This is a genomic window from uncultured Cellulomonas sp. (assembly GCF_963527515.1).
Taxonomy (GTDB): Bacteria; Actinomycetota; Actinomycetes; order Actinomycetales; family Cellulomonadaceae; genus Cellulomonas.
The window spans coordinates 1-24,196 of the sequence record NZ_CAURTV010000049.1 but is presented as its reverse complement, the minus strand read 5'-3'; the positions used below and the strand labels follow the sequence as shown (position 1 = coordinate 24,196).

Genomic DNA, 24,196 nt, shown 5'->3' with positions numbered 1-24,196 from the left:
CCTGCGGCGAGCGCGTCGAGCAGGGCGTCGAGCCGGGCGGTCGCCGGCAGGCCCGCCGCGCGCAGCATGGCGTCCTGGCCGGCCAGCGCCTCGAGGCTGCCGTCGGACACCCGCGGACCGCGGAACGCGTCGACCACGATGTGCCCGATCTCGCCGCTCCAGCCGTGCCGGCCGGGGAAGATCTCGCCGTCCAGGACGATGGCGCCACCGATGCCCACCTCGCCGGAGACGTAGGCGAAGCTGGGCGACCCGCGCCGGGCGTGCGCCTCCGCCCGCGCGGCGAGGTTGGCCTCGTTGGCCACCCGCGGCGGGATCCCGTGCAGCACCGGGTGCGCGGACACCACGGCGACGACGTCGACGTCGCGCCAGCCGAGGTTCGGGGCGATGCGCAGCGGGCCGGTGACGCGGTCGACCAGCCCCGGGAGTGCCAGGGCGGTGCCGGCGACGCGGACACCGGCGGAACGGAGGCCCTCGACCAGGGGGCCGGCCAGCGCGGCGAGCCGGTCCAGCACCTCGACGGCGTCGGCCCCACGCAGGTCGTCGAGCTCCACGTGCTCGGCCAGGACGTCCCCCGCGAGGTCGATCGCGCGGACCCCCAGGTAGTCGACGTTGACCTCCATCCCCACGCCCGCGACCGTCCCCCGGGCCGGTGCCAGCGGGACGGCGGGGCGGCCGGCGCGCTGGGTCTGCGCGGGCTCGAGCTCGCGCACCAGCCGGGCCTCGATCAGGTGGTCGACGAGCACGGAGACCGTCGCACGTGCGAGGCCCTCCGACGCCGCGAGCTGCGCCCGGGACAGCGGCTCCGTGGCATCGACGACCCCCCGCAGCACCACCCCGAGGTTCTGGTCGCGCATCTCGGCCTGCCTGGCCACGCGCGACGGATCGCGGGAGGGTGGCGTGGGCATGGCTTGACCCTACCGGCTGGAGGGGATAAATTCATCCGGCAAACTAAATTCGATCATCTCGATGAGGAGACGTGTGATGGCACCGCAGCCCACCCGTGCAGACAAGTTCTCGTTCGGCCTCTGGACGGTCGGGTGGAACGCCCAGGACCAGTTCGGATCCGCCAGCCGCCCGTGGCTGGACCCCGTGGAGTCCGTCCACAAGCTGGCCGAGCTGGGCGCCGCGCACGTGACGTTCCACGACGACGACGTGGTGCCGTTCGGCTCCGACGCCGCCGAGCGCGACCGCATCCTGGCCCGCTTCAAGGGCGCCCTGGACGAGACCGGCATCACGGTCGAGATGGTCACCACCAACACGTTCAGCCACCCGATCTTCAAGGACGGCGCGTTCACGTCGAACGACCGCCGCGTCCGCCGCTACGGCCTGCGCAAGGTGGTCCGCAACGTCGACCTCGCCGCCGAGCTGGGCGCCGACACGTTCGTCATGTGGGGCGGCCGCGAGGGTGCGGAGTACGACTCCGCCAAGGACCTCAACGCCGCGCACGACCGCTACGCCGAGGGCATCGACACCGTCGCCGGCTACATCAAGGAGAAGGGCTACAAGCTCCGGATCGCCATCGAGCCGAAGCCCAACGAGCCCCGCGGCGACATCCTGCTCCCCACGGTCGGGCACGCGCTGGCGCTCATCGCCAGGCTCGAGCACGGCGACATCGTCGGCCTCAACCCGGAGACCGGTCACGAGCAGATGGCCGGCCTGAACTACACCTCGGGCATCGCGCAGGCGCTGTGGGCGGAGAAGCTCTTCCACATCGACCTCAACGGCCAGCGGTCCATCAAGTACGACCAGGACCTGGTGTTCGGCCACGGCGACCTGTTCTCGGCGTTCGCCACGGTGGACCTGGTCGAGAACGGCTTCCCGTCCGGCGGCCCCCGCTACGACGGCCCGCGCCACTTCGACTACAAGCCCTCGCGCACCGAGGACATGAAGGGCGTCTGGGACTCGGCTGCCGCCAACATCTCGACCTACCTCCTGCTCAAGGAGCGGGCGCAGGCGTTCCGCGCCGACCCCGAGGTCCAGGCGGCGCTCGAGGAGTCCGGTGTGCTCGAGCTGTCGCAGCCGACGCTGGCCGAGGGCGAGACCCTGAGCGACCTGCTGAACGACAAGTCCGCGTACGAGGAGCTCGACGTCGACGCGGTCGCCGCGCGCGGCTTCGGCTTCGTGCGCCTCAACCAGCTGGCCCTCGAGCACGCGATCGGCGCCCGCTGACCCGTCCGTCCCCGCAACGTCCGAGCAGAGTGGGCCTCTGACCCACCTCTGCTCGGACGTTGCGCACCACTCATTCCGTGCGTCCGAGCAGGTGGAGGCCCAGGCCTGTATCTGCTCGGACGTTGCGGGTTCACCTGGAGGTAGCTCATGGCTCTCGTGGCCGGCATCGACTCGTCGACGCAGTCCTGCAAGGTCGTCGTGCGCGACGCCGACACCGGCGCCCTGGTGCGCTCCGGCCGCGCGTCGCACCCCGACGGCACCGAGGTCGCGCCCTGGTACTGGTGGGACGCCCTGCAGTCGGCGATCGTCAGCGCGGGCGGGCTCGACGACGTCGACGCGATCTCCGTCGGCGGCCAGCAGCACGGCATGGTCGCCCTGGACGACCGCGGCGAGGTGGTCCGCGACGCGCTGCTGTGGAACGACACCCGCTCGGCACCGGCCGCGCTCGACCTCATCGAGGAGCTCGGCGGACCGCAGGCGTGGGCCGACGCCGTCGGCTCCGTGCCCGTCGCCTCCCTCACCGTGACCAAGCTGCGCTGGCTGCGCGACGCCGAGCCGCAGAACGCCGCGCGCGTCGCCGCCGTCGCCCTCCCCCACGACTGGCTGACCTGGCGGCTGGCCGGCGCGACGGGCCTCGACGCCCTGGTCACCGACCGCTCGGACGCCTCGGGCACCGGCTACTGGTCCCCCGCCACGGAGGACTACCGGCACGACCTGCTGACCCTGGCCCTCGGCCACGACGCCCTGGTCCCCCGCGTGCTCGGCCCGTACAAGGCCGGCCCCCGCACCGCCGGCGGCGCCGTGCTCGGACCGGGTGCCGGCGACAACGCGGCCGCGGCCCTGGCGCTCGGGCTGCGACCCGGTGACGTCGCGGTCTCGATCGGCACCTCCGGCGTGGTCTCCGCGATCGCGTCGACGGCGACGGCCGACGGCTCCGGCCTGGTCACCGGCTTCGCCGACGCCACCGGCGCCTTCCTCCCGCTGGCCTGCACGCTGAACGCCTCCCGCGTGCTGGACGCCGCCGCCCGGATGCTCGGCGTCGACCACGCCGGGCTGTCGGCGCTCGCCCTGTCCGCACCCGCGGGCGCCGACGGGCTCGTCCTGGTGCCCTACCTCGAGGGCGAGCGGACCCCGAACAAGCCCGACGCCACGGGTGCCCTGCACGGTCTGCGCCTGGCCAACACCACGCCGGCGCACCTGGCCCGGGCGGCCGTCGAGGGCATGCTCTGCTCGCTCGCCGACGGCATCGACGCGCTGCGGGACCAGGGCGTGACCGTCGAACGGCTGTTCCTCATCGGCGGCGGCGCGCAGTCGGCCGCCGTGCGGGACATCGCCCCGTCCGTGCTGGGTCTGGACGTCCTGGTCCCCACCCCGGGCGAGTACGTGGCGGACGGTGCGGCGCGGCAGGCGGCCTGGGTGCTCTCCGGCAGCGCGACGCCCCCGGCGTGGAGCTCCGCGTCCGAGGCCACCACCTACCGCGCCGACCCGGTCCCGCAGGTGCGCGAGCAGTACGCGGCGGTGCGCGAGCTCACGGGCGTACGCCCGCGCTGAGCGCATGACGAGAGCCCGGCACGGGGGGTGCCGGGCTCTCGCTGTGCGTGCTGTGCGTCGTGCGGTGTGTCAGTGCGCTGCGTCGTACGCGGCCTTGACCTCGGCCGAGATGCGCCCACGCTCGGACACGTGGTGCCCGTGCTCCTTGGCCCACTCGCGGACGGCCTGGGCGTCGCCCGAGGACGAGCGCCGTCCGCGTGCTGCGGCAGGCTTCGAAGCCGAACGGCCGCCGACCTTGCGTGCGTGCCCGACCCACTGGGCGAATGCGTCACGCAGGTCGCTCGCGTGACCGGATGTCAGGTCGATCTCATAGGTGACGCCGTCGAGCCCGAACGTCACGGTCTCGTCTGCAGTTCCGCCGTCGATGTCGTCGACCAGCAGGACCTGGACCTTCTGCGCCATTGAGTTCTCCGTCTGGCAGATGTGAGGAATGCTGTCGCGTTCACTATCGCATCGGCGCATTAGGGCGTCAAACGGTCGGCGGCGTTTCCCGTTTTAAAGCGGCTTCCGCCTCGCGCTCCGCGGCATCCATTCTGGCCAATGCCTGCCGTTCGGTGCGGTCGGCATTGACCACGGCGCGCATGGCGAACCAGAACAACAGACCGACGCCGATGGAGGGCAGCAGCGCGGCGAGGGCGGTGAACAGCGGGTTCATCAGCTCAGCGGCTTCACGAGCGGGAACAGGATGGTCTCGCGAATACCCAGACCGGTGAGCGCCATGAGCAACCGGTCGATGCCGAGCCCGATGCCACCCGCAGGCGGCAACGCGTACTCCACGGCCGTGAGAAAGTCCTCATCCACGCGCATCGCCTCGTCGTCCCCGGCCGCCGCCAGCAACGCCTGCGCCTCGAAGCGGTTCCGCTGGATCACCGGGTCGACGAGCTCGGAATAGCCGGTGGCAAGCTCGAACCCGCGCACATAGAGGTCCCACTTCTCGACGACGCCGCCGATGCTGCGGTGATCACGCACCAGAGGGCTGGTCTCCACCGGGAAATCACGCACGAATGTGGGCGCAAAGAGGTGGTCGCCGATCTCGTGCTCCCACAGCTGCTCGACCAGCTTGCCGTGGCTGACGCGCTTGGGGTCCGTCTCGATGCCGAGCTTGTCCGCGTACACCTGGAGCGCGTCGAGGGAGGTCTCCGGCGTGATCAGCTCACCCAGCGACTCCGACAGCGAGCCGTACATCGTCAGCTGGTCCCACGCGCCGCCGAGGTCGTACTCCTCGCCGTCGGGCATGACCACCACGCTGGTGCCGAGCACGTCCTGCGCGGCCGTCTGCACGAGGTCCTGGGTGAGCGCCGCCATGGTGTCGTAGTCGCCGTAGGACTCGTACGCCTCGAGCATCGCGAACTCCGGGGAGTGCGTGGAGTCGGCGCCCTCGTTGCGGAAGTTGCGGTTGATCTCGAACACCCGCTCGATGCCACCCACGAGCGCCCGCTTGAGGAACAGCTCCGGGGCGATCCGCAGGTACAGCTCCATGTCGAACGCGTTCATGTGCGTCACGAACGGCCTCGCGGCCGCGCCACCGGGCTGCGTCTGCAGCATCGGCGTCTCGATCTCGACGAAGTCGCGGCGGTGGAAGTTCTCGCGCAGGGACCGCAGGAGCGCAGGGCGCTGGCGGGCCGTCTCGCGGGCCTTGGGCCGCACGATGAGGTCGACGTAGCGCTGCCGGACGCGGGCCTCCTCGGAGAGCTCCACGCCGTCGTACAGGTTGGGCAGCGGGCGCAGGGACTTCGCGGCCAGCTGCCAGGCGTCGGCGAACACCGACAGCTCACCGCGGCGCGAGCTGATCACGCGGCCGTGCACGAACAGGTGGTCACCCAGGTCGATGTCGGTCTTGAACGCGGCGAGCCGCTCCTCGCCGACCGCGGCCAGGCTGAACATGGCCTGCAGCCGGTTCCCCTCGCCGTCCTGCAGCGTGGCGAAGCAGAGCTTGCCGCCGATCCGGACGAAGACCACCCGACCGGCCACGCCGACCTCGTCGTCCGTCTCCTGGCCCGGCTCGAGGTCGGGGTGCTCGGCGCGCACCTGCGCGATCGTGTGGGTGCGCGGCACCCCGACCGGGTAGGCCTCGACGCCCGCCGCGAGCAGCCGGTCCCGCTTCTCGCGCCGGACGCGGAGCTGCTCGGGGGCGTCGTCGGCTGCGGGGGTCTCGGGCGTCTCGCTCACCGGGCGATCCTACCGGCGCGGCGCGGCCGCCCCGGGCTCCAGGTCGAGCGCCAGGTCGAGGATCGGCGACGAGTGCGTGAGCCCGCCGACCGACAGGTAGTCGACGCCCGTCGAGGCGACCTCCCGGGCACGGTCGAGCGTGAGGTTGCCTGTGGCCTCGAGCTCGACGGTCTCCCCCGACGCGCGCACGGCGGCGACCACCTCGGCCAGCAGCGGGGTCGGCATGTTGTCGAGCAGCAGGAACCGCGCCCCCGCGGCGACCGCCTCGAGCGCCTGGGCCAGGGTGTCCGCCTCGACCTGGATGGTGACGTCCGGGAAGCGGGTGCGCACGGCCTCGACCGCGGCGGCCACCGAGCCGGCGGCGACCACGTGGTTGTCCTTGACCATGGCCACGTCGTACAGGCCCATGCGCTTGTTGGTCCCGCCGCCGCAGCGCACCGCGTACTTCTCCAGGGCGCGCAGGCCGGGGGTCGTCTTGCGGGTGTCGAGCACCTGGGCGCCCGTGCCGTCCAGCGCGTCTGCCCAGCGTCGGGTGTGGGTGGCGACGCCCGACGCGCGCGACGCGAGGTTGAGCAGCGTGCGCTCGGCGACGAGGAGCACCTGCACGGGGCCGCGCAGCACGGCGAGCACGTCACCGCGGGCCACCCGCGAGCCGTCGAGGACGCGCTGCTCGACGGTGGGGACCGGCAGGCCGAGCCGGGCGGCGACCTGGCCGAGGACCTCCGGGACGACCACCAGGCCTGCGACGACCCCGTCCTGACGCGCGACGAGGTCCGCGGCACCGACCGCGTCCGGGGAGATCGTCGACTGCGTGGTGACGTCCCGGCCCGGCTCCGGGCCGAGGTCCTCGTCGAGGGCGACCGAGACGGTCCGCGCGGTCCAGGCAGGGTCCAGGGGGGTGGTCGGCGCGGTCACGGCGTCACGCTACCGGGCACGCCCGAGGCCCGCGTCCGTGCAGGGACGCGGGCCTCGGGTGCGGTCCGTCAGCGGGTGCTGACCGGCGCGCTCGTGCTCGGGCTCACGTTGACGGCGTCGCGCGGGACGAACGTCGCCGTGTACGTGTGCCGGCCCGACGGGACCGTCCCGATCGCGATGCCCAGCACCACGTTGAGCCGCTTGACCACCGTGGTGCCCTCGCGGATCTCGATGGTGCCCGAGGGAACCCGTCCGTTGTCGGTCGCGACCGTGGCGATCGCGATCGACGGGATGAACAGGAAGCCGCGCGTCACGCTCAGACCGGTCGTCGTGGTCACCCTGTTCACGGTCACCGTGACCGGAGCGGACTCCGAGCCGGTCACCGTGCTGTCACCCGCGAACCGGGCGACCACCGGGTAGCTGCCGGCCGGCGTGGAGGCCGGCAACCGCAGGGTCGCCACGCCGCTGCTGTTCAGGGTCGCCGTGCCGAGCACCGTGGTGCCCGAGACGAACTCGACCGTGCCGGCCACCGGCACGTCGGCCGTGACCGTCGCGGTGAGCGTGACCCGCGTCGACGACCCGTACACCTGGCTCGACGGCGACGCCGTGAGCGTGGTGGTCGACGACGGGACGGCCGCCTCGACCAGCTGGACCACGCCCCACCGGGCCGTGCTCTGGTAGCCGGCGCCGGTCGGGTCGGCCCAGTTGTGGATGGCGGTGCGCGCGCCACCGCTGGCGTCGTTCACCTGGAAGTCCACCCCGTGGAACGTGCCGGCGCCGCCCTCCTCGAGCAGGCTGATCGAGGCCTCGACCACGTACCCCGTGTCGGTGAGCCGCGTGGCGCTGACCAGCCGGTTCTGCTGGAACGCCTCGTCACCCGTGCCGAACGAGACCGTGTTGGTCGCGCTGATCCGGATCTGCGTGTCGTCGTACCGGTACGAGCCGTTCTTGTAGTTGCCGGCGTCCACGTAGATCTCGACGGAGTCCTGGATCCAGGGGTCGGAGCCCGTGACGTCCACGACGGGGTCGGTCACCTCGGCCAGGACGTAGAGCGTGTTGTCCTGCCACAGGGTGCGCACGTCCGCGGTGGCCCCGCCGCCCGTGCCGTTGGTCTGCTTGTCGGTGCGGACCGTGCCGGCGTCGGCCCACACGCCGTCCTCCGTGCCGTCGATGGCCGGCGCCGCGGCGGTCTCGACCACCTCGGCGTAGGACAGGGGCTCGACCAGCGTGAGCGTGCCGAGCGCACCCGGCGTGTTCCACGCCACCGTCGCGGTGCCGTCGGTGACCCGGACGTCGAGGGGCAGCGTGCCGCCCTCCGCCACCGGGGTGGCCAGCGGCAGCCGCACGACGACCGCGTAGCCGCCGTCGCCCTCGGTGACCACGCCCTCCACGTCACCCGTGCCGTCCCGGCCGAACGTCACCGTCTGGCCGGCGTACTGGAACGTGATCGCGTCGGCGTCCTGCGGCGTGGCGTCGTCCACCCGGACGTAGGCCGTCAGGTGGTCCGGCGCCCAGCGCAGCTGGAACGCGGCGGAGTCCTCGATCGGGTGCAGCGGCAGCTGGGACCAGCGGACGTCCGTGGTCGACGCGTCGTCGATCGGCACGTCCTCGGCGAACACGTTCACGGCGCGCTGCCGGGCGGGCAGCTCCCCGTCGACGATGCCGTAGTACGCGGGCTTTGCCTGGAGGCGATCGTCGAACACCAGCGGGGCGCCGGAGTCGCTGCGCCAGCTGCGCCCGTCGGTGAGGCCCCACACCGTGACCGAGAACAGGTCCTCGGCGTGCGCCCGGAAGACCCGGAACGCGTCGCGGTAGTAGTAGCCCTGCTCGATCAGCTTGCCGTCGGTGACAGGGGTCCCGGTGGTCACGTCGAGCTCGGTGACCACCTGCACCACCGGCAGGTCCTGGAACGCCACGATGGCGGCCTCGAGGGCCGAGACGGGCATCGCCAGGCTCACGTGGAACTGGTGGCCCACGCCGTCCACCGGCACGCCGCGGGAGAGCAGGCGCTCGACCAGCTCGTGCAGGCGCACCTGCTTGCCGCCCTGCTCGGTGTTGTAGTCGTTGATGAACAGGGTGATCGGCCGGTCGGAGCCCGCGGCGGCGTACTCCCCGTTGAACGCCTCGTCCGCGTACTGGAACGCCAGGTCGACGAAGGACTCGCCCAGGATCCGGTACCACTCGCTGCGGCGCAGGCCGTCCTCGTACTCGCCGCTGTCGCTGACCACCTCGTTGACCACGTCGAACGCGACCAGCGGGTTGGTGTCGCTGCCGAACTCGCCGTACGTCGAGCTCAGGTGCTCGGCCACCGCGAACACGTGCGTCCGCAGCCGGTCCCGCAGGATCTGCTGGTCCACCTCGCTGGTGGTCAGCGGCGTGCCGGCGTCGTCCTGGAAGAACCAGGCCGGCGTCTGGCTGTGCCACGCGAGCGTGTGCCCGTAGACACGCAGGTCGTTCGCCTGGGCGTACGCCATGATCGCGTCGGCCTCGGGGTGCGGCGTGAACGTCTTGTCCGCGGCGTACCAGGCCTCCGGCTTCATGTAGTTCTCGGACGTCACCTGGTCGAAGTGCCGCAGCAGCAGCTCCGAGGCGGAGCCGGTCTGCTCACGGCTGTCGATGGCGGCGCCGAGCGGGAAGTCGACCGTGTCCTTCATCGGCGGGAGGTCCTGCACCTGCAGCGGGTCCTGGACCGTGACCACGATGTCGTCGACCAGGAAGTCGGACGTGTTGCCCGTGGCACCGCCGTCGTAGGCGGTCTCGAAGTAGAGCAGCGCCGAGTCGGCCGCGGACATCTGGAACGTCCCGGTGACCTGCACCCACTCGCTGTTCGACATGCCCGTGAACTGCTTGAGCGTGTCGTAGGACGTGCTCTCGCCCGTGGTGCGGGCCAGGCTCAGCCAGATGTCGTCGACGGTCTGACCGGGCGCGAACCGCACCCACGCCGAGTACTCGTAGCTGGTGCCGGGGATGAGCACCCCGGTGGCGTCGAAGCCGATGCCGTGCCCCTGCGAGGTCCGCTGGGTGAGCAGCGCGGACTGCGCGCCACCGTGGGCCAGCGTGTCGGTGACCGCCAGCACGCCCTCGCCGTCGGCGGTCGCCCGCGGGATCCAGCCCTGCAGGCCGTCCTCGAAGTCGGCGCTGATCACGGCGGTGCCCGGCGGCTGGCTCGGGGCGAGCGTGACGGCGGGCAGCGTGAACGACCAGCCGGCGTCGAGACGCTCCTGGATGACGGTCGTGGCGGCCGCCACCGTGCCGGCCCGCGACCCGCCGCCGTCGTGCATGAGCACGATCTCGCCGCTCTTCATCGCCGTGCGCAGCCGCTCGGTGAGCAGCGCCTCGTCCTGGGTCTCCCAGTCGGCGATCGTGTTGGTCACCGCGAGCGGCTGCATGCCGAGCGCGACGGCCGCGTTCTGGTTGGCCGTGGTCCACACGCCGTTGGCGGCGCGGAAGAACGGCACCTGCGCCGACGGGTTGCCCAGCGCGGTGCGGATGATCGTCAGGTTGGCCGCGAGGTCCTCCTCGACCTCCGCCTGCGTGCCGTCGAGCACCTCGTACGACGTGCCGTGGTTGCACAGGGTGTGCCCGTCGGCCACGATCCGCTTCAGCAGGTCGGCGCCGCCGGGGGCCTGGATGTTCTGGCCGATGACGCAGAACGTGGCCTCGATGTCCTTGGCCGCCAGGAAGTCGAGCAGCTCGGTGGTGTCCGCTCCGTTGGGGCCGTCGTCGAACGTCAGGGCGGACCGGTCACCGGTGCCCTGTGCCGCGCTGACCGGGGTGGTCGTCGGGTTGAGGGCTCCGCCGGGCAGCACGTCGGGGGTCTCCGGCTCCTCACCGGCCGGGCCGGTGATCACGAGGTCGTCCACGAGGTAGGTGTACGGGCCGTCGAGGGCGCCGGTGCCGAGGTACACCTGCAGCGTCGCGGGGTCGGCGTCGGCCGGCACCGTGTACGTGCCGGTCACCGTCGTCCACGCGTCCGCGGTCATCGTGGTGTTCCCCACCCACGCGTAGGCGGGCTTCACGACGAGGCGCACCCCGGCCGAGCCGACGGTCTCCGGTGCGAGCCGCGCCCGCATCGACAGGGTCAGCTGCGCACCCGGCTCGACGTCCGTGAACAGCCCGGCGGGCGTCTGGATGCCGTCGAAGTCCTCCGTGCGGTTGGCCACCTGCAGGGCAGGGTTGCCCTCCACGTCCACCACCGACAGCGTCGCGCCACCGCTCGCAGTCCAGGGGGCGAACGTGCCGTCCGTGAAGTCGGTGGACACCAGCGCGGGGTCGGCGGCCGTGGGGGTCGTGATCACGAGGTCGTCCACGAGGTAGGTGTACGGGCCGTCGAGGGCGCCGGTGCCGAGGTACACCTGCAGCGTCGCGGGGTCGGCGTCGGCCGGCACCGTGTACGTGCCGGTCACCGTCGTCCACGCGTCCGCGGTCATCGTGGTGTTCCCCACCCACGCGTAGGCGGGCTTCACGACGAGGCGCACCCCGGCCGAGCCGACGGTCTCCGGTGCGAGCCGCGCCCGCATCGACAGGGTCAGCTGCGCACCCGGCTCGACGTCCGTGAACAGCCCGGCGGGCGTCTGGATGCCGTCGAAGTCCTCCGTGCGGTTGGCCACCTGCAGGGCAGGGTTGCCCTCCACGTCCACCACCGACAGCGTCGCGCCACCGCTCGCGGTCCAGGGGGCGAACGTGCCGTCCGAGAAGTCGGTGGACACCAGGGTCGTGTCCGCGGCGGCGGCCGGTCCGGCCGATCCCACCACCACGGCGGGGACCGCCGCCAGCACCAGGGCCGTCACGGCCACCCCGATAGTTTCGAATGGCCGACGTCGTGCTCGTGCGTGCCTCATCAACGCTCCTTTGCGCAGACTGGTGCCTCTTGTCCGGTTCCTGGGGAGAGGGTAGGCACGACTTCGGCCGGTGACCAGTGCTAGGAGTATCGAAACTTCCGGACGGTATCGATCGTTACGCCGATAGTGTCGGGATGCGCTCAGGAGAGCGCGGACCGCCGCGAGGTGAGGGTGCCGTCGGGGTCCAGCGACAGCTCCAGCCGCACCCGCCAGGACTCCACCGGGACCGGGAAGTCGCTGCGTGCGTGCCCCCCGCGGCTCTCCTCGCGCTCCAGCGCCGCGGCGGTCAGCACGGTGGCCACCTGGTGCACGTTCGTCGTCTCCCACTCGGCCACCTGCGGCGCCGCCAGCCGCCGGCCGTCGTCCGAGCGCAGGTGCGCGTCCGTGGGCACCGCCGCGAGGGCCGAGGCCGCCCGCGCCAGGCCCTCGCCGGAGCGCAGCGGGCCGGGGCCGTCCGAGGCGATCCGCTGCACCCGTGCCCGGGACGCAGCCGCCACCAGGGCCTCGCCGCCCGCCCGGACGACCGGCGTGAGCGGGGTGAGCGAACCCACCGCCACCTGCGCGGCGATGTGCCGGGCCGCGCGCGTGGCGAAGACCAGCCCCTCCAGCAGCGAGTTCGACGCCAGCCGGTTGGCGCCGTGCACACCGGTGCACGCCACCTCCCCGACCGCGTACAGGCCGGGCAGCGTGGTGCGCCCCGCCAGGTCGGTGATCACCCCGCCCGAGTGGTAGTGCTGCGCCGGGGCGACCGGGACCAGGTCGGTCGTCAGGTCGATGCCGTGCTCGAGCAGCCGCTCGTTGATCGTCGGGAACCGCGTGCGCAGGAAGTCGTCGCCCAGGTGCCGCGCGTCGAGCCAGACGTGGTCCGAGCCCGTCTCGGCCATGCGGCGCACGATCGCGTGCGCGACCACGTCCCGGGGGGCCAGCTCGGCCATCGGGTGCACGTCGTGCATGAACCGGACGCCGTCGGTGTCCAGGAGCAGCGCACCCTCGCCGCGGACCGCCTCGGAGACCAGGGTGAGCTGGCCCTTCACGCCCGAGCCCAGCCAGAGCACGGTCGGGTGGAACTGGACGAACTCCACGTCGCCCAGCGCCGCGCCGGCACGCAGGGCTGCGGCGATGCCGTCGCCGGTCGCCTGCGCGGGGTTGGTGGACGAGCGGTAGACCTGGCCGATGCCCCCGGTGGCCAGCACGACCGCGCGGCCCAGGGCGGCGCCGACGCCGTCCCGCTGCCCCTCGCCGATCACGTGCAGCGTCACGCCGCAGGCGCGGCCCGGGCTGCCGTCGGGCCCCGGCGGGCCCGTGAGCACGTCCAGCACGAGCGCGTGCTCGATGACCTCGATGCCCGGGTCGTCGCGCACCGCCTCGATCTGCGCGACCAGCGCACGGGAGATCTCGGCACCCGTGGCGTCGCCGCCCGCGTGCGCGATGCGGTCGGCGTGGTGCCCGCCCTCGCGCGTCAGCGAGATCGAGCCGTCCGCGCCGGTGTCGAACACCGCCCCGCGCGCCACCAGCTGCCGCACGCGCGCCGGGCCCTCCGTGACGAGCACCTCGACCGCGCGCGGGTCGCACAGGCCGGCGCCGGCCACGAGCGTGTCCTGCAGGTGGGCGTCGGGCGAGTCGGACGGGTCGAGCGCCGCGGCGATGCCGCCCTGCGCCCACACGGTGGACCCGGACGCGAGGATGTCCTTGGTGACCAGCAGGACGCGGGGCACGCGGGTGCGCAGCTCCAGGGCGGCGGTGAGCCCGGCGATGCCCGACCCGACGACCACCGCGTCGGCCTCGACCGTCCAGCCCGGCTCCGGGGCGGCCAGCCGCGTGGCGAGGCGGGTCACCGAGCGACCGTCGCGCGGCCCTCGGCGAACGGCAGCCCGCTGCGCTGCAGACCGTCCCAGCCGTCCGGGACGCCGCCCGGGTCCTCCCCGACGTCGGCGATCCGGTTGTCGGCGTCCACCAGCACCACCCGCGGCTCGTACGTGCGCGCCTCGACGTCCGACAGCTGCCCGTAGGCGATGAGGATGACCGTGTCCCCCGGGTGCACCAGGTGGGCGGCCGCCCCGTTGATGCACACCTGCCCGGAGCCCGGCGCCCCCGCGATGGCGTAGGTGGTCAGCCGGGCGCCGCTGGTGACGTCCACGACGTCGACCTGCTGGCCCGGCAGGACGTCCGCCGCGGCGAGCAGGTCGGCGTCCACCGTGATCGAGCCCACGTAGTGCAGGTCTGCCTGGGTGACGGTGGCGCGGTGGATCTTGCCCGTCATCATCGTGCGCACCAGCGAGCTCACGCGCGCACCTCCACGACGGCGTTGTCGATCAGCCGCGTCGACCCCACGGTCGCGGCGACGAGCAGCAGGGCCTCGCCGACGAACCCCGCCGGGACCTCCGTGAACGTCGCCGGGTCCACCAGTGCCACGTAGTCCACGTCGGTCTCCTGCAGCTCCCGGCGGGCGGCGGCCCGGATCTGGTCCGCGGTGCCCGTGACGCGCAGCGCGCGGGACAGGCTCAGGGCCCGGCGGTGCTCGTCGTCGCTGAGGTAGGCGTTGCGGCTGGACAGGGCGATCCCGTCCTGGTCACGCACGGTCGGCGCGCCGACCACCGTCACCGGCACGTCCAGGTCCCGGACCATCCGACGGACCGCCGCCAGCTGCTGCGCGTCCTTGGCCCCGAACACCGCCACGTCCGGGCGCGTCAGGTGCAGGAGCTTGAGCACGACCGTGAGCACGCCGTCGAGGTGGCCGGGCCGGCTCACGCCCTCGAGCACGTCACCGATCGACCCCGCGCTGACGCGCACGATCGGGTCGCCGTCCGGGTAGACGACCTGCGGCCCGGGGGCGAAGACGATGTCGTCCGGGCCCAGCAGCCCAGGCCCGGAGAGCAGCGCCACGTCCCGCTGCAGGTCCCGCGGGTAGCGGGCCAGGTCCTCCGACGGCGAGAACTGCAGGGGATTGATGAAGATCGTCACGACGACGGCGTCCGCCAGCTCGCGCGCGCGGTCGACCAGTGACAGGTGCCCCGCGTGCAGCGCCCCCATCGTCATCACGACCGCGCGCCGGTGCGGCCGCGCGGTGTGCGCGGAGCGACCCTCGGTGCGCGGGACGGCCTGCACGTCCTGCACCGCGAGCGCGGCGTCCAGCTCCTCGCGCGTGTGCACGAGCGCGGGCGTGGTGGTCTGCGTGGTCATGCGTCCTCCTGCGGGTCCGGCCCGTCCTCCACGTGCAACGATCCGGCGTCCGCCATGATGCCGTCGAGCAGCTCCTGGGCCGCCGACGGCGAGATCAGGCCCGCCGCGAGCGCGCGCGCGGTGGCCGAGCGCGCCAGGGCACGGTATCCCGCGACGACGTCGACCGCGCCCGTGGCCGCGGCGAAGGTGGCCAGGGCCACACCGTGCTCCCGGACGGTCCCCGCGTCGCCGCGGCGCACCGGGCCGGTGAGCGCGCTGATGGCGCCCGGGCCGTCGGAGGACTCCGCGCGCAGCGCTCCGTCCAGCGCCGCCTCGAGCAGCGGGGCGAGCATCCGGCCCGGGTCGGCCACACCGGCCGCGGCCAGCGCCTGGGCGGCCTGCGCGACCAGCACGACCAGGTGGTTCGCCCCGTGCGCGAGGGCCGCGTGGTACAGCCCTCGCGACTCCTCGGCCAGCACGACGGGCTCGCCGCCGATCTCCACCACCAGGGCCTGACCGATGGGCAGCACCGGGCCCGGGGCGGTCACCGCGAACGAGCAGCCCACCAACCGGGACAGGTCCAGCGAGGTGCCCGTGAACGTCATGGCGGGGTGCAGTGCCAGCGGGATGACCCCGGCGGAGCGCGCCGGCGCCAGGACGCCCACCCCGAACCGGCCCGACGTGTGCACGACGATCTGGCCCGCCTGCCACGCACCGACCTCCGCGAGGCCGCGCACCAGGTCCGGCAGCGCGTCGTCGGGCACCGTGAGCAGGACCAGCTCGGCCCGCCGCACCACCTCGGGGATGTCCAGCACCGGCACGCCCGGCAGCAGCGTCTCGGCGCGCTCCCGCGAGTCCTGCGAGATGGCGGAGACCGCCACCACCGGGTGGCCCGCGGCGCGCAGGGCGCTGCCGAGCACGGCACCGACGCGGCCCGCGCCGACGACGCCCACCCCGAGCCGGCCCGGTCGGGTGCTCGGGTCCGGTGGGGTCACGCGTCGGCTCCGGGCGACGGTGCGAAGGGCGGCTCGGCCTGGACCGGCGTCGGCGCGCCGACGGCACGCATCCACTGCTCCGGGGTGGCCGTCGCGCGGGCCGTGCGGGCCCGTTCGGACTGCTCGTCGAGCAGGGCGGCTGCCACGGCCGCGTCGAGGTGGTTCACGCGCGGCGCCACCGGCCCGGGCGTGGAGTGCAGGACGAACGACGCCAGGCCCAGCCGGCGCTGGACCGGTCCCTGCGCCAGACCCAGGGACTGCGTCCGCTCGTGCGGCACCACGTCGACGCTGCGCCAGATCCGTCCGGACCGCGTGACCAGGGCGCGGTCGGTGACGCGCACCCCGTGCCGCCGCCAGCCGACGGGATCCACCCACCGGGCACGGCGGGGCGCCGCGGTGAACCCGCCGTGGATGCCCGTGCCGGTCAGTGCCGCCTCGACCAGCGCCACCGGGTCCTCGACCCCGAGATCGGGGAGCACGAGCCACAGGGCGGTCAGCGCCTCGTCCCGCGTGGCCACCGGGTGCAGGACGGTGTCCCGCTGCTGGCTGTCGGCCTGGCCGTAGCCGGCGACGTTGATCTCGACGCGCCACCAGTCGGGCCCGCGCCACAGCGGGCCCTGCCGCAGCCGGATGGCCTGCACGCGTCCGGGCGGGACCGTCTGCGCGCGCGCCTCCGTCAGGCCGTGCCGCAGCCGGATGCCGTCGGGCGAGATCGCGGCTCGGAAGTTGGCGCCCTGGTTGATCCGGCTCCACACGAACGTCACGGCACCGAACAGGGGCGCGACGAGCACGAACGCGGCGCCGATGTCCTGCGCCACGATGGCGATCGTGATCGCGGCCGCCACCATGAGCAGCAGGCCGGGCACCGTGCCGGACCGCAGCGTGGCCTTCACCAGCCGGCCCATCGGCAGCTCGTAGACCTGGCGCTCGGGCGCGACATCGAACGGCACCGGCACCGGCGCCGGAGCTACCGCGTCCGAGGGTGCGTCCGTCACGTCGGGTGCGGCGACCGCCGCTCCCGGCCGCTGCAGCCCCGCCGCCAGCGCCAGCAGCTCCGCGCGCAGGGCCTCCGCCTCCGACTCGCGCAGGAACGCGAGCGACACGGCCGAGCCGCTGCCGCCCGCCACCTCGAGCTTGAGCTCCGCCAGCCCGACCAGCCGCGCGAGCAGCGGTTGGACCACGTCGACGGCCTGCAGCCGGTCCAGCCGCGCCTGCCGCTGCTGCCGGAACAGGATGCCGGTGCGCAGGTGCACGGCGTCGTCGGTGACGGCGAACCGGGTCACGCGCCACGCGACGGCCGAGTAGCCGAAGCCGATGAGCCCGACCAGCAGGATCCCGCCGAGGAGCGCGAGGAACGCCCGGCCCTCGAGCAGGTCGATCGCCTGCTGCAGGTTCTCGCCCACCTGGAACCAGGCGATGGCCAGCACCGCGACGAGGACCTTCCAGCCCTTGAGCGCCGGGGTGACCGGGTGCATGCGCCGCCAGCCGGTGATGTCCTCGGCGCGCGGGGTCTCGACGTCGGGCGCGCCCGTCACAGCCCCGCCAGCCGCGCCTCGCCGCGCGACGCCATCCGGTCGCGCAGGCGCGCGGCCTCGTGCGGCGGCAGGCCGTCGATCGACGCGCTCGTGGCGGGCGACGCGGTGTGCAGCTGGACGGACGCGATCCCGAACCTGCGCGCCAGCGGCCCCGCGTTGACGTCCACGTACTGCATGCGGCCGTACGGCACCACGACGAGCGAGCGGAACATGATGCCGCGCCGGATCAGCAGGTCGTCCGCGCGCTCCGCGTAGGCCATCGCCCCCACCTGGCGGGGCACCAGCCACACGATCCACAGGACGAGCAGCGCGACCACCGCGGGGAACACCCAGACCCACGCGGCCCCGACGAGCACGGCCATGAGGACGAGCAGAGCGAGCACCGGGCCCAGCACGAGGGCGGTCACCGTGAGGCGGGCGCCGACCAGCCGCCGCGACACCGGGGTCCACGTGACGTCGGAGGGGTCGAACGGCTCGCTGGTGCTGCGCGGATCGGCCCGGCCGGCGTCGGAGGTCATGGGGTCATCCTTCCACCCGTTCAGGTGGCGCTGGGATCCGGTGCCGGGCTCTCCCGCGCGGCCTCGTTCCCCTCCTCGGGCGGAGGAACCCGGCAGAACCACTCGACCACCAGCCCGACGACCGCCAGCGCGACGGCACCGCCCGCGGCGATCGCCGCGGCGCCTGCCCGACCACCGTTGCCCGGCACGTCCAGCTCGCTGACCAGCGCCAGCACCTGCCCGCCGTACCAGCCCGTGAGCAGCGCGCCGGTGTAGCAGGAGGCCTTGGCCAGGACCGCCGTCCGCGCCGCCCGGATGGGGTCCAGCGTCGGGCGCTTGCCCTGCAGGAACTGGCGCACCGCCCACCCCATGGAGAACACGACGGCAGCGATGAGCAGCTCGACGACGACCACCAGCGGGGCGACGGTCGGCAGCATGCCGCCGCGTCCCGAGACCGCCCCCAGGACGATCCAGGTGACGGCGGCCGCCGTCGCGGCGATGAGCAGGAGGGTCTGCCAGCGGGTGCGGTGCATCACGGGGTCGACGCGTCGGGGCCCGCCGGCACGGCCGCGGTGTCGTTGCCGATCGCCGGGATGGGCGCGGTCAGCCAGTCCAGCGCGAGCCACCGGACGCCGTCGCGGTCCGGGGCGGTCGCGGCCAGCGCCCCGACCGGCCCGCCGCCCAGGCCCGGCAGCACCGCGTGCGGGTCCACCTGCGCCCACGGCTGGAGCACGAACGCGCGCTCGTGGGCGCGCGGGTGCGGGAGCTCCAGGTCGTCGGTCACCGCCAGGACCGAGCCGTACAGGATGATGTCGACGTCCAGCGTCCGCGGGCCCCAGTGCTCCTGGCGCTCGCGGCCGTGCGCCTGCTCGATGGCCTGCGTGGCCCGCAGGAGCTCGCGCGGCGCCAGGGTGGTCGTGGCGAGCACCACGGCGTTGAGGTAGTCGGCCTGCTCGGGCCCGCCGACGGCCGAGGTGCGGGCCAGCGCCGAGACGTCGACCACCTCGATGCCCGGGGTCCGCGCCAGGTCGGTGACCGCAGCGCGCAGGGTCTCCTGCGCCGGCCCGAGGTTGGCGCCGAGGGCGAGCACCACGTCCACGGGCGCGTCGGGGGCGCGGTCGAGGGCGTCCGTGACGATCTCGCCGTCGACCACGCCGCCGTCCCTGTCGCTGGCCGACGGGACCGTCGCCAGGTCCGTCGACGGTCCCGCCGACGGTCCCGTCGATAGCGAGTCCGGTCCGTCCACGGAGAGCCCGCCCGGGGCGGGGGCGACCGCGTCGGCCCACGTGGCGGCCGGTGCGACCGCCGGTGCACCGGGCGCCGGGGTCACGGGGAACGTGGCCGTCACGGTCGGCGACGGGCGCGACGCGGGGAGTGCCTGGGGGGCCGGGCGCGGGACGTACGGCTCCGCGGCCGGCAGCTTGGAGCGGTCGCGGTGGATGGCGACGACCACGTCACCGAACGGCACCTGGATGGGCGCGTGCGGCTTGTGCACGGCCACGTCGACCGCCTGCACGATCCCCGACGCCAGCACCGTGGCGGCGATGCGCTCGGCCACGGTCTCGATGAGGTCGACCGGGTCCCCGGACAGCACCGCGGCGACCTGCTCCGCCAGCGCGCCGTAGTCCAGCGTGTGCGCGAGGTCGTCGCGCGCCGCGGCCCGCCGCGTGTCCAGGTGCACGACGACGTCCGCGACGAACGTCTGGCCCTCCCGCCGCTCGTGCTCGAACACACCGTGGTAGCCGAGGGCCGTGATGCCCGTCAGCCTGATCTGGTCGAGCCGGCGCCCGCTGGTGTCCAGCGCGTCCTGTCGGCTCTCGTCGTGCGTGGTCACCGCGTGCTCCCTCCGGTTCTCGCGTCCTCGTCCACGGGCAGCTCGTCCTCGCTGTCGCCGGCGGCGTCGACGCCGCTGAGCGCACCCTCCCACGCCGCGGCGACGCGGACGGCGTCCGCCGACCCCGCGACCTCGTGCACCCGCACGCACCAGGCTCCCGCCGCGGCCGCCAGGGCCGTCACCGCCGCCGTGGCGCGGTCCCGCGCGAGCGGCGGTGCCGGCTCACCGCCGGGGCCGGCCAGCAGGTGTCCCAGGAACCGCTTGCGGCTGGCACCGACCAGCACCGGGAACCCGTCCGCCACGAGCTCCGGGAGACGCGCGAGCAGGGGCCAGTTGCTGCTGCCGGACTTCGCGAAGCCCAGGCCGGGGTCGAGCACCACCTGCTCGTCGCGGACTCCGGCCGCGCGCAGGGCGGCCACCCGCGCGGCGAGCTCGGCACGCACGTCGGTCACCACGTCGTCGTAGTCGTCGAGGGCGTCCATCACGTCGGCGTGCCCGCGCCAGTGCATCGCGACGTAGACCGCACCGGTCTGCGCGACGACCTCGTACATCGCCTCGTCGGCCAACCCGCCGGAGACGTCGTTGACCACCGACGCCCCACGGTCCACCGCCGCCCGTGCCACCACCGCGCGCGTGGTGTCCACGCTGACGGTCGCGCCGCGGGCCACCAGCTGCTCGACCACCGGGAGCACCCGGTCCAGCTCGTCCTGCACCGCGACGCGACGCGACCCGGGGCGGGTCGACTCGCCGCCGACGTCCAGCAGGTCGGCGCCCTGCTCGAGCAGCTCCAGCCCGTGCGCCACCGCGGCTCCGGGGGTGAACCAGCGGCCACCGTCCGAGAACGAGTCCGGGGTGACGTTGACGACGCCCATGACGAGCGTGCGCCTCTGCTGGTGCAGCCGCGCCGGCAGCGGTGCCGGGCGGGCGGAGGGGCCGGGGCCTGTCACGGTGCGAGCCTAGGGTCTGCCGGGCGTCAGCGACCGAGCACGAGGCTCATGGCCTCGGCGCGTGTGGCGATGTCACGCATCTGGCCGCGCACCGCGGAGGTCACCGTGCGCGACCCGGGCTTGCGGACGCCGCGCATCGACATGCACAGGTGCTCGCACTCGACGACGACGAGCACGCCCCGGGGCTGCAGCTCGTTGACCAGGGCGTCGGCGATCTGGGACGTGAGCCGCTCCTGCACCTGCGGGCGCCGTGCGTACACGTCGACCAGGCGGGCCAGCTTGCTCAGACCGGTGATGCGGCCGTCCGTGCCGGGGATGTAACCGACGTGCGCGACGCCGTGGAACGGCACCAGGTGGTGCTCGCAGGTGGAGTACACCTCGATGTCCTTGACCAGGACCATCTCTTCGTGGCCGATGTCGAACGTCGTGGTGAGCACGTCCGCGGGCTCCTGGTAGAGCCCGGCGAAGATCTCCCGGTACGACCGGGCCACCCGCGCGGGCGTCTCCCGCAGGCCCTCACGGTCGGGGTCCTCCCCCACCGCGAGCAGCAGCTCACGGATCGCGGCCTCGACCCGGTCCTGGTCGTACTCGCCCACCGCCGCCCCGGTGAACGTCACCGGGCCGATGCTGGTGGCCCGCTCCTCGGCCATCGTCGGTCCCCTACGCGTCCGGCGTCTGCGACGGGGGGACCTGGATGATCTTCTCCGCGGGGTGCTCGGACGCGGCGGCGGCCTCGTCCTCGGGGATGATCGGGTGCCCGTTCTGGGCGACCTTCTCCGCGGGCGTCATGACCGGCGGGCGGTCCGAGACCGCACGCTGCTCGCTGGACAGCCACACCTGGCGCGGGGGGCGCTTGGTGATCGGGGCGAAGATGGTGGCCAGCTGCTCCTGGTTCAGCGTCTCCTTCTCCAGGAGCTCCAGCACCAGGGCGTCCAGCACGTCGCGGTGCTCGACCAGGATCTCCCAGGCCTCGTTGTGCGCCTGCTCGATCAGGGACCGCACCTCGAGGTCGATCGACGCCGCGATGTCCTCGGAGTAGTCCCGTCCGTGGCCCATGTCGCGGCCCATGAACACCTCGCCGGAGGCCTGGCCCAGCTGGATCGCGCCGAGCCGGGCACTCATCCCGAACTGCGTGACCATCTTGCGGGCGGTCGCCGACGCCTTCTCGATGTCGTTGCTGGCACCCGTGGTCGGGTCGTGGAACACCAGCTCCTCGGCCACGCGCCCGCCCATCGCGTAGGACAGCGTGTCCAGCAGCTCGTTGCGGGTGGTCGAGTACTTGTCCTCGGTCGGCATGACCATCGTGTAGCCGAGGGCGCGACCGCGCGGCAGGATCGTCACCTTGGTGACCGGGTCCGTGTAGCGCAGCGCCGCCGCGACGATGGCGTGGCCACCCTCGTGGTACGCGGTGATCTTGATCTCCTTGGAGTTCATGATCCGCGTGCGCTTCTGCGGGCCGGCGATGACGCGGTCGATCGCCTCGTCCAGCGTGTGGTCCGTGATGGTCTGCTGGCCGGTACGCGCAGTGAGCAGGGCGGCCTCGTTGAGCACGTTGGCCAGGTCCGCGCCGGTGAACCCGGGGGTCCGGCGCGCGACGACGTTGAGGTCGACGTGCGGCGCCATCGGCTTGCCCTGCGAGTGCACCTGCAGGATCCGCTCGCGGCCCTTGAGGTCCGGCGGGTCGACCGCGACCTGGCGGTCGAAGCGGCCCGGGCGCAGCAGCGCGGGGTCGAGGATGTCCGGCCGGTTGGTGGCGGCGATGAGGATGACGTTCGCGTTGACGTCGAAGCCGTCCATCTCGACGAGCATCTGGTTGAGCGTCTGCTCGCGCTCGTCGTGCCCGCCGCCCATGCCGGCTCCGCGGTGCCGACCGACGGCGTCGATCTCGTCGATGAAGATGATCGCCGGAGCGTTCTCCTTGGCCTGGTTGAACAGGTCCCGGACGCGGCTGGCGCCGACGCCGACGAACATCTCGACGAAGTCCGAGCCGGAGATCGAGTAGAACGGCACGCCCGCCTCGCCGGCGACCGCGCGGGCCAGCAGCGTCTTGCCGGTACCGGGAGGGCCGTAGAGGAGCACGCCCTTGGGGATCTTGGCGCCGACGGCCTGGAACTTGGCCGGCTCCGCGAGGAACTCCTTGATCTCCTGGAGCTCCTCGACCGCCTCGTCGACACCCGCGACGTCGGCGAACGTGACCTGCGGGGACTCCTTGTTGACCAGCTTCGCCTTCGACTTGCCGAAGCTCATGACGCGCGAGCCGCCACCCTGCATGTTCGACATGAGGAACCAGAAGATGGCCAGGATGATGACGAACGGGAGCACGAGCCCGAGCAGGCTGCTCCACCAGGACGTCTGCGGCACCACCGAGGTGTAGCCCTGGTCCAGGTCCGCGTTCTCGATCGCGGTGATCACGGACTCGCCCTGCGGGACGACGTAGTTGAACTGGACGAGCTTGCCCAGGTTCTTCTCGTCCTTCTCGAAGTCGGTCTTCAGCGTGAGGTCGACCCGCTGCACACCCTCGGTGACCTTGACCTGGTCGACCTTGCCCTCCGAGAGCAGGGTCAGGCCGTCCGACGTGTCGATCTTGCTGATCCGCGGGGCAGCCAGCGTGGACGCGCCGATGTACAGCAGGATCACGGCGAGGACGACCCACAGGATGGGGCCACGGGCTAGACGCTTGACGTTCATGGGCGATCGGGGCAGAACCCCTCAACCTCCGCTCGCGGGACAGGTGGCCTCGAAGTTACACGGAGTTCCTGGGCGTACCCGACCGTGTTCACCGAGGGCGCACTCGGCTCCGCGCGCCGGTCAGGCGCCGTAGACGTGCGGTGCCAGCGTCCCGACGAACGGCAGGTTCCGGTACTTCTCGGCGTAGTCGAGGCCATAGCCGACGACGAACTCGTTCGGGATGTCGAAGCCCACGTAGCGGACGTCGACGTCGACCTTGGACGCCTCGGGCTTGCGCAGCATCGTCGCGATCTCCACCGTGGCGGGGCCGCGGGAGCGCAGGTTGGACAGCAGCCAGGACAGCGTCAGGCCGGAGTCGATGATGTCCTCGACGATGAGCACGTGCCGTCCGGTCAGGTCCGCGTCGAGGTCCTTGAGGATCCGGACGACGCCCGAGGACTTGGTGCCTGAGCCGTACGACGAGACCGCCATCCAGTCCATCTGCACGGTCGAGTGCAGGCGTCGCGCCAGGTCCGCCATCACCATGACCGCGCCCTTGAGGACGCCCACGAGGAGGAGGTCCTTGCCGGCGTAGTCCGCGTCGACCTGCGCCGCGATCTCGTCCAGCCGCTGGTGCAGCTGTTCCTCGGAGAGAAGGACCCGCTCGAGGTCGTCGCCCATGTCTGCAGGATCCACCGCAGCTGCTCCTTGTGATCTACCACCCGTTCCGGCGTCTCCCGCTAGGCGGGGGCCGGGCCCAGGGCAAGCCTGCCACACGCCCGGCTCGCTGCGATCCCGCCGGGGAGGGCCGCGGGGCCCTGACCGTGCCAGTCCGTGACCAGCGCGTCGACCGCCAGCACGTGCACCCGCAGCAGCGCGCCCGCGGAGCACCCGGCGGCGATCGCGGCGGTCCGCAG

20 protein-coding genes are annotated in these 24,196 nt (G+C 73.2%); 2 read left to right on the top strand and 18 right to left on the bottom strand.

Going from position 1 to position 24,196, the window contains the following annotated elements; genetic code table 11:
- A partial coding sequence (locus RYN42_RS12225; RefSeq protein ID WP_315096486.1) for an ROK family protein occupies window positions 1-905 on the bottom strand: 905 nt, incomplete at its 3' end.
- Between the two features lie 76 nt (window positions 906-981).
- On the opposite strand from RYN42_RS12225, the gene xylA reads away from it, so the two are divergent.
- Together xylA and xylB are read left to right on the top strand one after the other, a co-directional pair.
- Window positions 982-2,169 carry a xylose isomerase gene (gene xylA / locus RYN42_RS12220; protein WP_315096484.1) on the top strand — a complete coding sequence of 396 codons (1,188 nt, stop codon included), beginning with the start codon at window positions 982-984 and terminating at the stop codon, window positions 2,167-2,169.
- Window positions 2,170-2,316: 147 nt separating this feature from the next.
- On the top strand, window positions 2,317-3,720 hold the full coding sequence (gene xylB / locus RYN42_RS12215) for a xylulokinase (protein ID WP_315096483.1): 1,404 nt from the start codon (window positions 2,317-2,319) through the stop codon (window positions 3,718-3,720).
- Window positions 3,721-3,789: 69 nt separating this feature from the next.
- On the opposite strand, the gene RYN42_RS12210 is transcribed toward xylB, so the two are convergent.
- The 17 genes from RYN42_RS12210 to hpt all read right to left on the bottom strand — a co-directional run bounded on the left by RYN42_RS12210 (window position 3,790) and on the right by hpt (window position 23,975).
- A complete protein-coding gene (locus tag RYN42_RS12210) occupies window positions 3,790-4,122 on the bottom strand; it encodes an Lsr2 family protein (RefSeq protein WP_315096482.1) in 333 nt (110 codons plus the stop codon).
- 67 nt (window positions 4,123-4,189) lie between these two features.
- Window positions 4,190-4,375, bottom strand: a complete 186-nt coding sequence (locus RYN42_RS12205; protein ID WP_315096481.1) for a hypothetical protein — start codon at window positions 4,373-4,375, stop codon at window positions 4,190-4,192.
- Window positions 4,375-5,889 carry a lysine--tRNA ligase gene (lysS, locus tag RYN42_RS12200; RefSeq protein ID WP_315096479.1) on the bottom strand — a complete coding sequence of 505 codons (1,515 nt, stop codon included), beginning with the start codon at window positions 5,887-5,889 and terminating at the stop codon, window positions 4,375-4,377. Before lysS ends, RYN42_RS12205 begins: the two co-directional genes overlap by 1 nt.
- A 9-nt stretch (window positions 5,890-5,898) precedes the next feature.
- The gene (gene nadC / locus RYN42_RS12195) at window positions 5,899-6,804 is read right to left on the bottom strand and encodes a carboxylating nicotinate-nucleotide diphosphorylase (RefSeq protein WP_315096476.1); all 906 of its coding nucleotides are present in this window, start codon (window positions 6,802-6,804) and stop codon (window positions 5,899-5,901) included.
- 68 nt (window positions 6,805-6,872) lie between these two features.
- On the bottom strand, window positions 6,873-11,600 hold the full coding sequence (locus RYN42_RS12190) for an endo-1,4-beta-xylanase (RefSeq protein ID WP_315096474.1): 4,728 nt from the start codon (window positions 11,598-11,600) through the stop codon (window positions 6,873-6,875).
- A 185-nt stretch (window positions 11,601-11,785) separates the two neighbouring features.
- A complete protein-coding gene (locus RYN42_RS12185) occupies window positions 11,786-13,480 on the bottom strand; it encodes an L-aspartate oxidase (protein WP_315096473.1) in 1,695 nt (564 codons plus the stop codon).
- Window positions 13,477-13,929: an aspartate 1-decarboxylase gene (gene panD / locus RYN42_RS12180; protein ID WP_315096471.1), complete on the bottom strand. Its 453-nt coding sequence runs from the start codon at window positions 13,927-13,929 to the stop codon at window positions 13,477-13,479. Before panD ends, RYN42_RS12185 begins: the two co-directional genes overlap by 4 nt.
- Window positions 13,926-14,825, bottom strand: a complete 900-nt coding sequence (gene panC, locus RYN42_RS12175) for a pantoate--beta-alanine ligase (protein WP_315096469.1) — start codon at window positions 14,823-14,825, stop codon at window positions 13,926-13,928. Before panC ends, panD begins: the two co-directional genes overlap by 4 nt.
- Window positions 14,822-15,799: a DUF2520 domain-containing protein gene (locus RYN42_RS12170; protein ID WP_315096466.1), complete on the bottom strand. Its 978-nt coding sequence runs from the start codon at window positions 15,797-15,799 to the stop codon at window positions 14,822-14,824. Before RYN42_RS12170 ends, panC begins: the two co-directional genes overlap by 4 nt.
- Window positions 15,796-17,334: a PH domain-containing protein gene (locus RYN42_RS12165; protein ID WP_315096465.1), complete on the bottom strand. Its 1,539-nt coding sequence runs from the start codon at window positions 17,332-17,334 to the stop codon at window positions 15,796-15,798. Before RYN42_RS12165 ends, RYN42_RS12170 begins: the two co-directional genes overlap by 4 nt.
- The gene (locus RYN42_RS12160; RefSeq protein ID WP_315096463.1) at window positions 17,331-17,852 is read right to left on the bottom strand and encodes a PH domain-containing protein; all 522 of its coding nucleotides are present in this window, start codon (window positions 17,850-17,852) and stop codon (window positions 17,331-17,333) included. Before RYN42_RS12160 ends, RYN42_RS12165 begins: the two co-directional genes overlap by 4 nt.
- A 20-nt stretch (window positions 17,853-17,872) precedes the next feature.
- Window positions 17,873-18,364 (bottom strand): DUF3180 domain-containing protein, encoded by a 492-nt coding sequence (locus RYN42_RS12155; RefSeq protein ID WP_315096461.1) that lies wholly within the window; start codon window positions 18,362-18,364, stop codon window positions 17,873-17,875.
- Complete coding sequence (gene folK / locus RYN42_RS12150) at window positions 18,364-19,665, bottom strand: 2-amino-4-hydroxy-6-hydroxymethyldihydropteridine diphosphokinase (RefSeq protein ID WP_315096459.1); 1,302 nt, start codon at window positions 19,663-19,665, stop codon at window positions 18,364-18,366. The genes RYN42_RS12155 and folK overlap by 1 nt, the downstream gene beginning before the upstream one ends.
- Entirely contained in the window at window positions 19,662-20,612 is a 951-nt protein-coding gene (gene folP / locus RYN42_RS12145) for a dihydropteroate synthase (RefSeq protein WP_399552475.1), read from the bottom strand. The genes folK and folP overlap by 4 nt, the downstream gene beginning before the upstream one ends.
- 26 nt (window positions 20,613-20,638) lie before the next feature.
- Window positions 20,639-21,262, bottom strand: coding sequence for a GTP cyclohydrolase I FolE (folE, locus tag RYN42_RS12140; protein WP_315096457.1), 624 nt, complete (start codon window positions 21,260-21,262; stop codon window positions 20,639-20,641).
- Between the two features lie 10 nt (window positions 21,263-21,272).
- On the bottom strand, window positions 21,273-23,300 hold the full coding sequence (gene ftsH, locus RYN42_RS12135; protein WP_315096454.1) for an ATP-dependent zinc metalloprotease FtsH: 2,028 nt from the start codon (window positions 23,298-23,300) through the stop codon (window positions 21,273-21,275).
- A 120-nt stretch (window positions 23,301-23,420) separates the two neighbouring features.
- On the bottom strand, window positions 23,421-23,975 hold the full coding sequence (hpt, locus tag RYN42_RS12130; protein WP_315096453.1) for a hypoxanthine phosphoribosyltransferase: 555 nt from the start codon (window positions 23,973-23,975) through the stop codon (window positions 23,421-23,423).
- Window positions 23,976-24,196 lie beyond the last annotated feature (221 nt).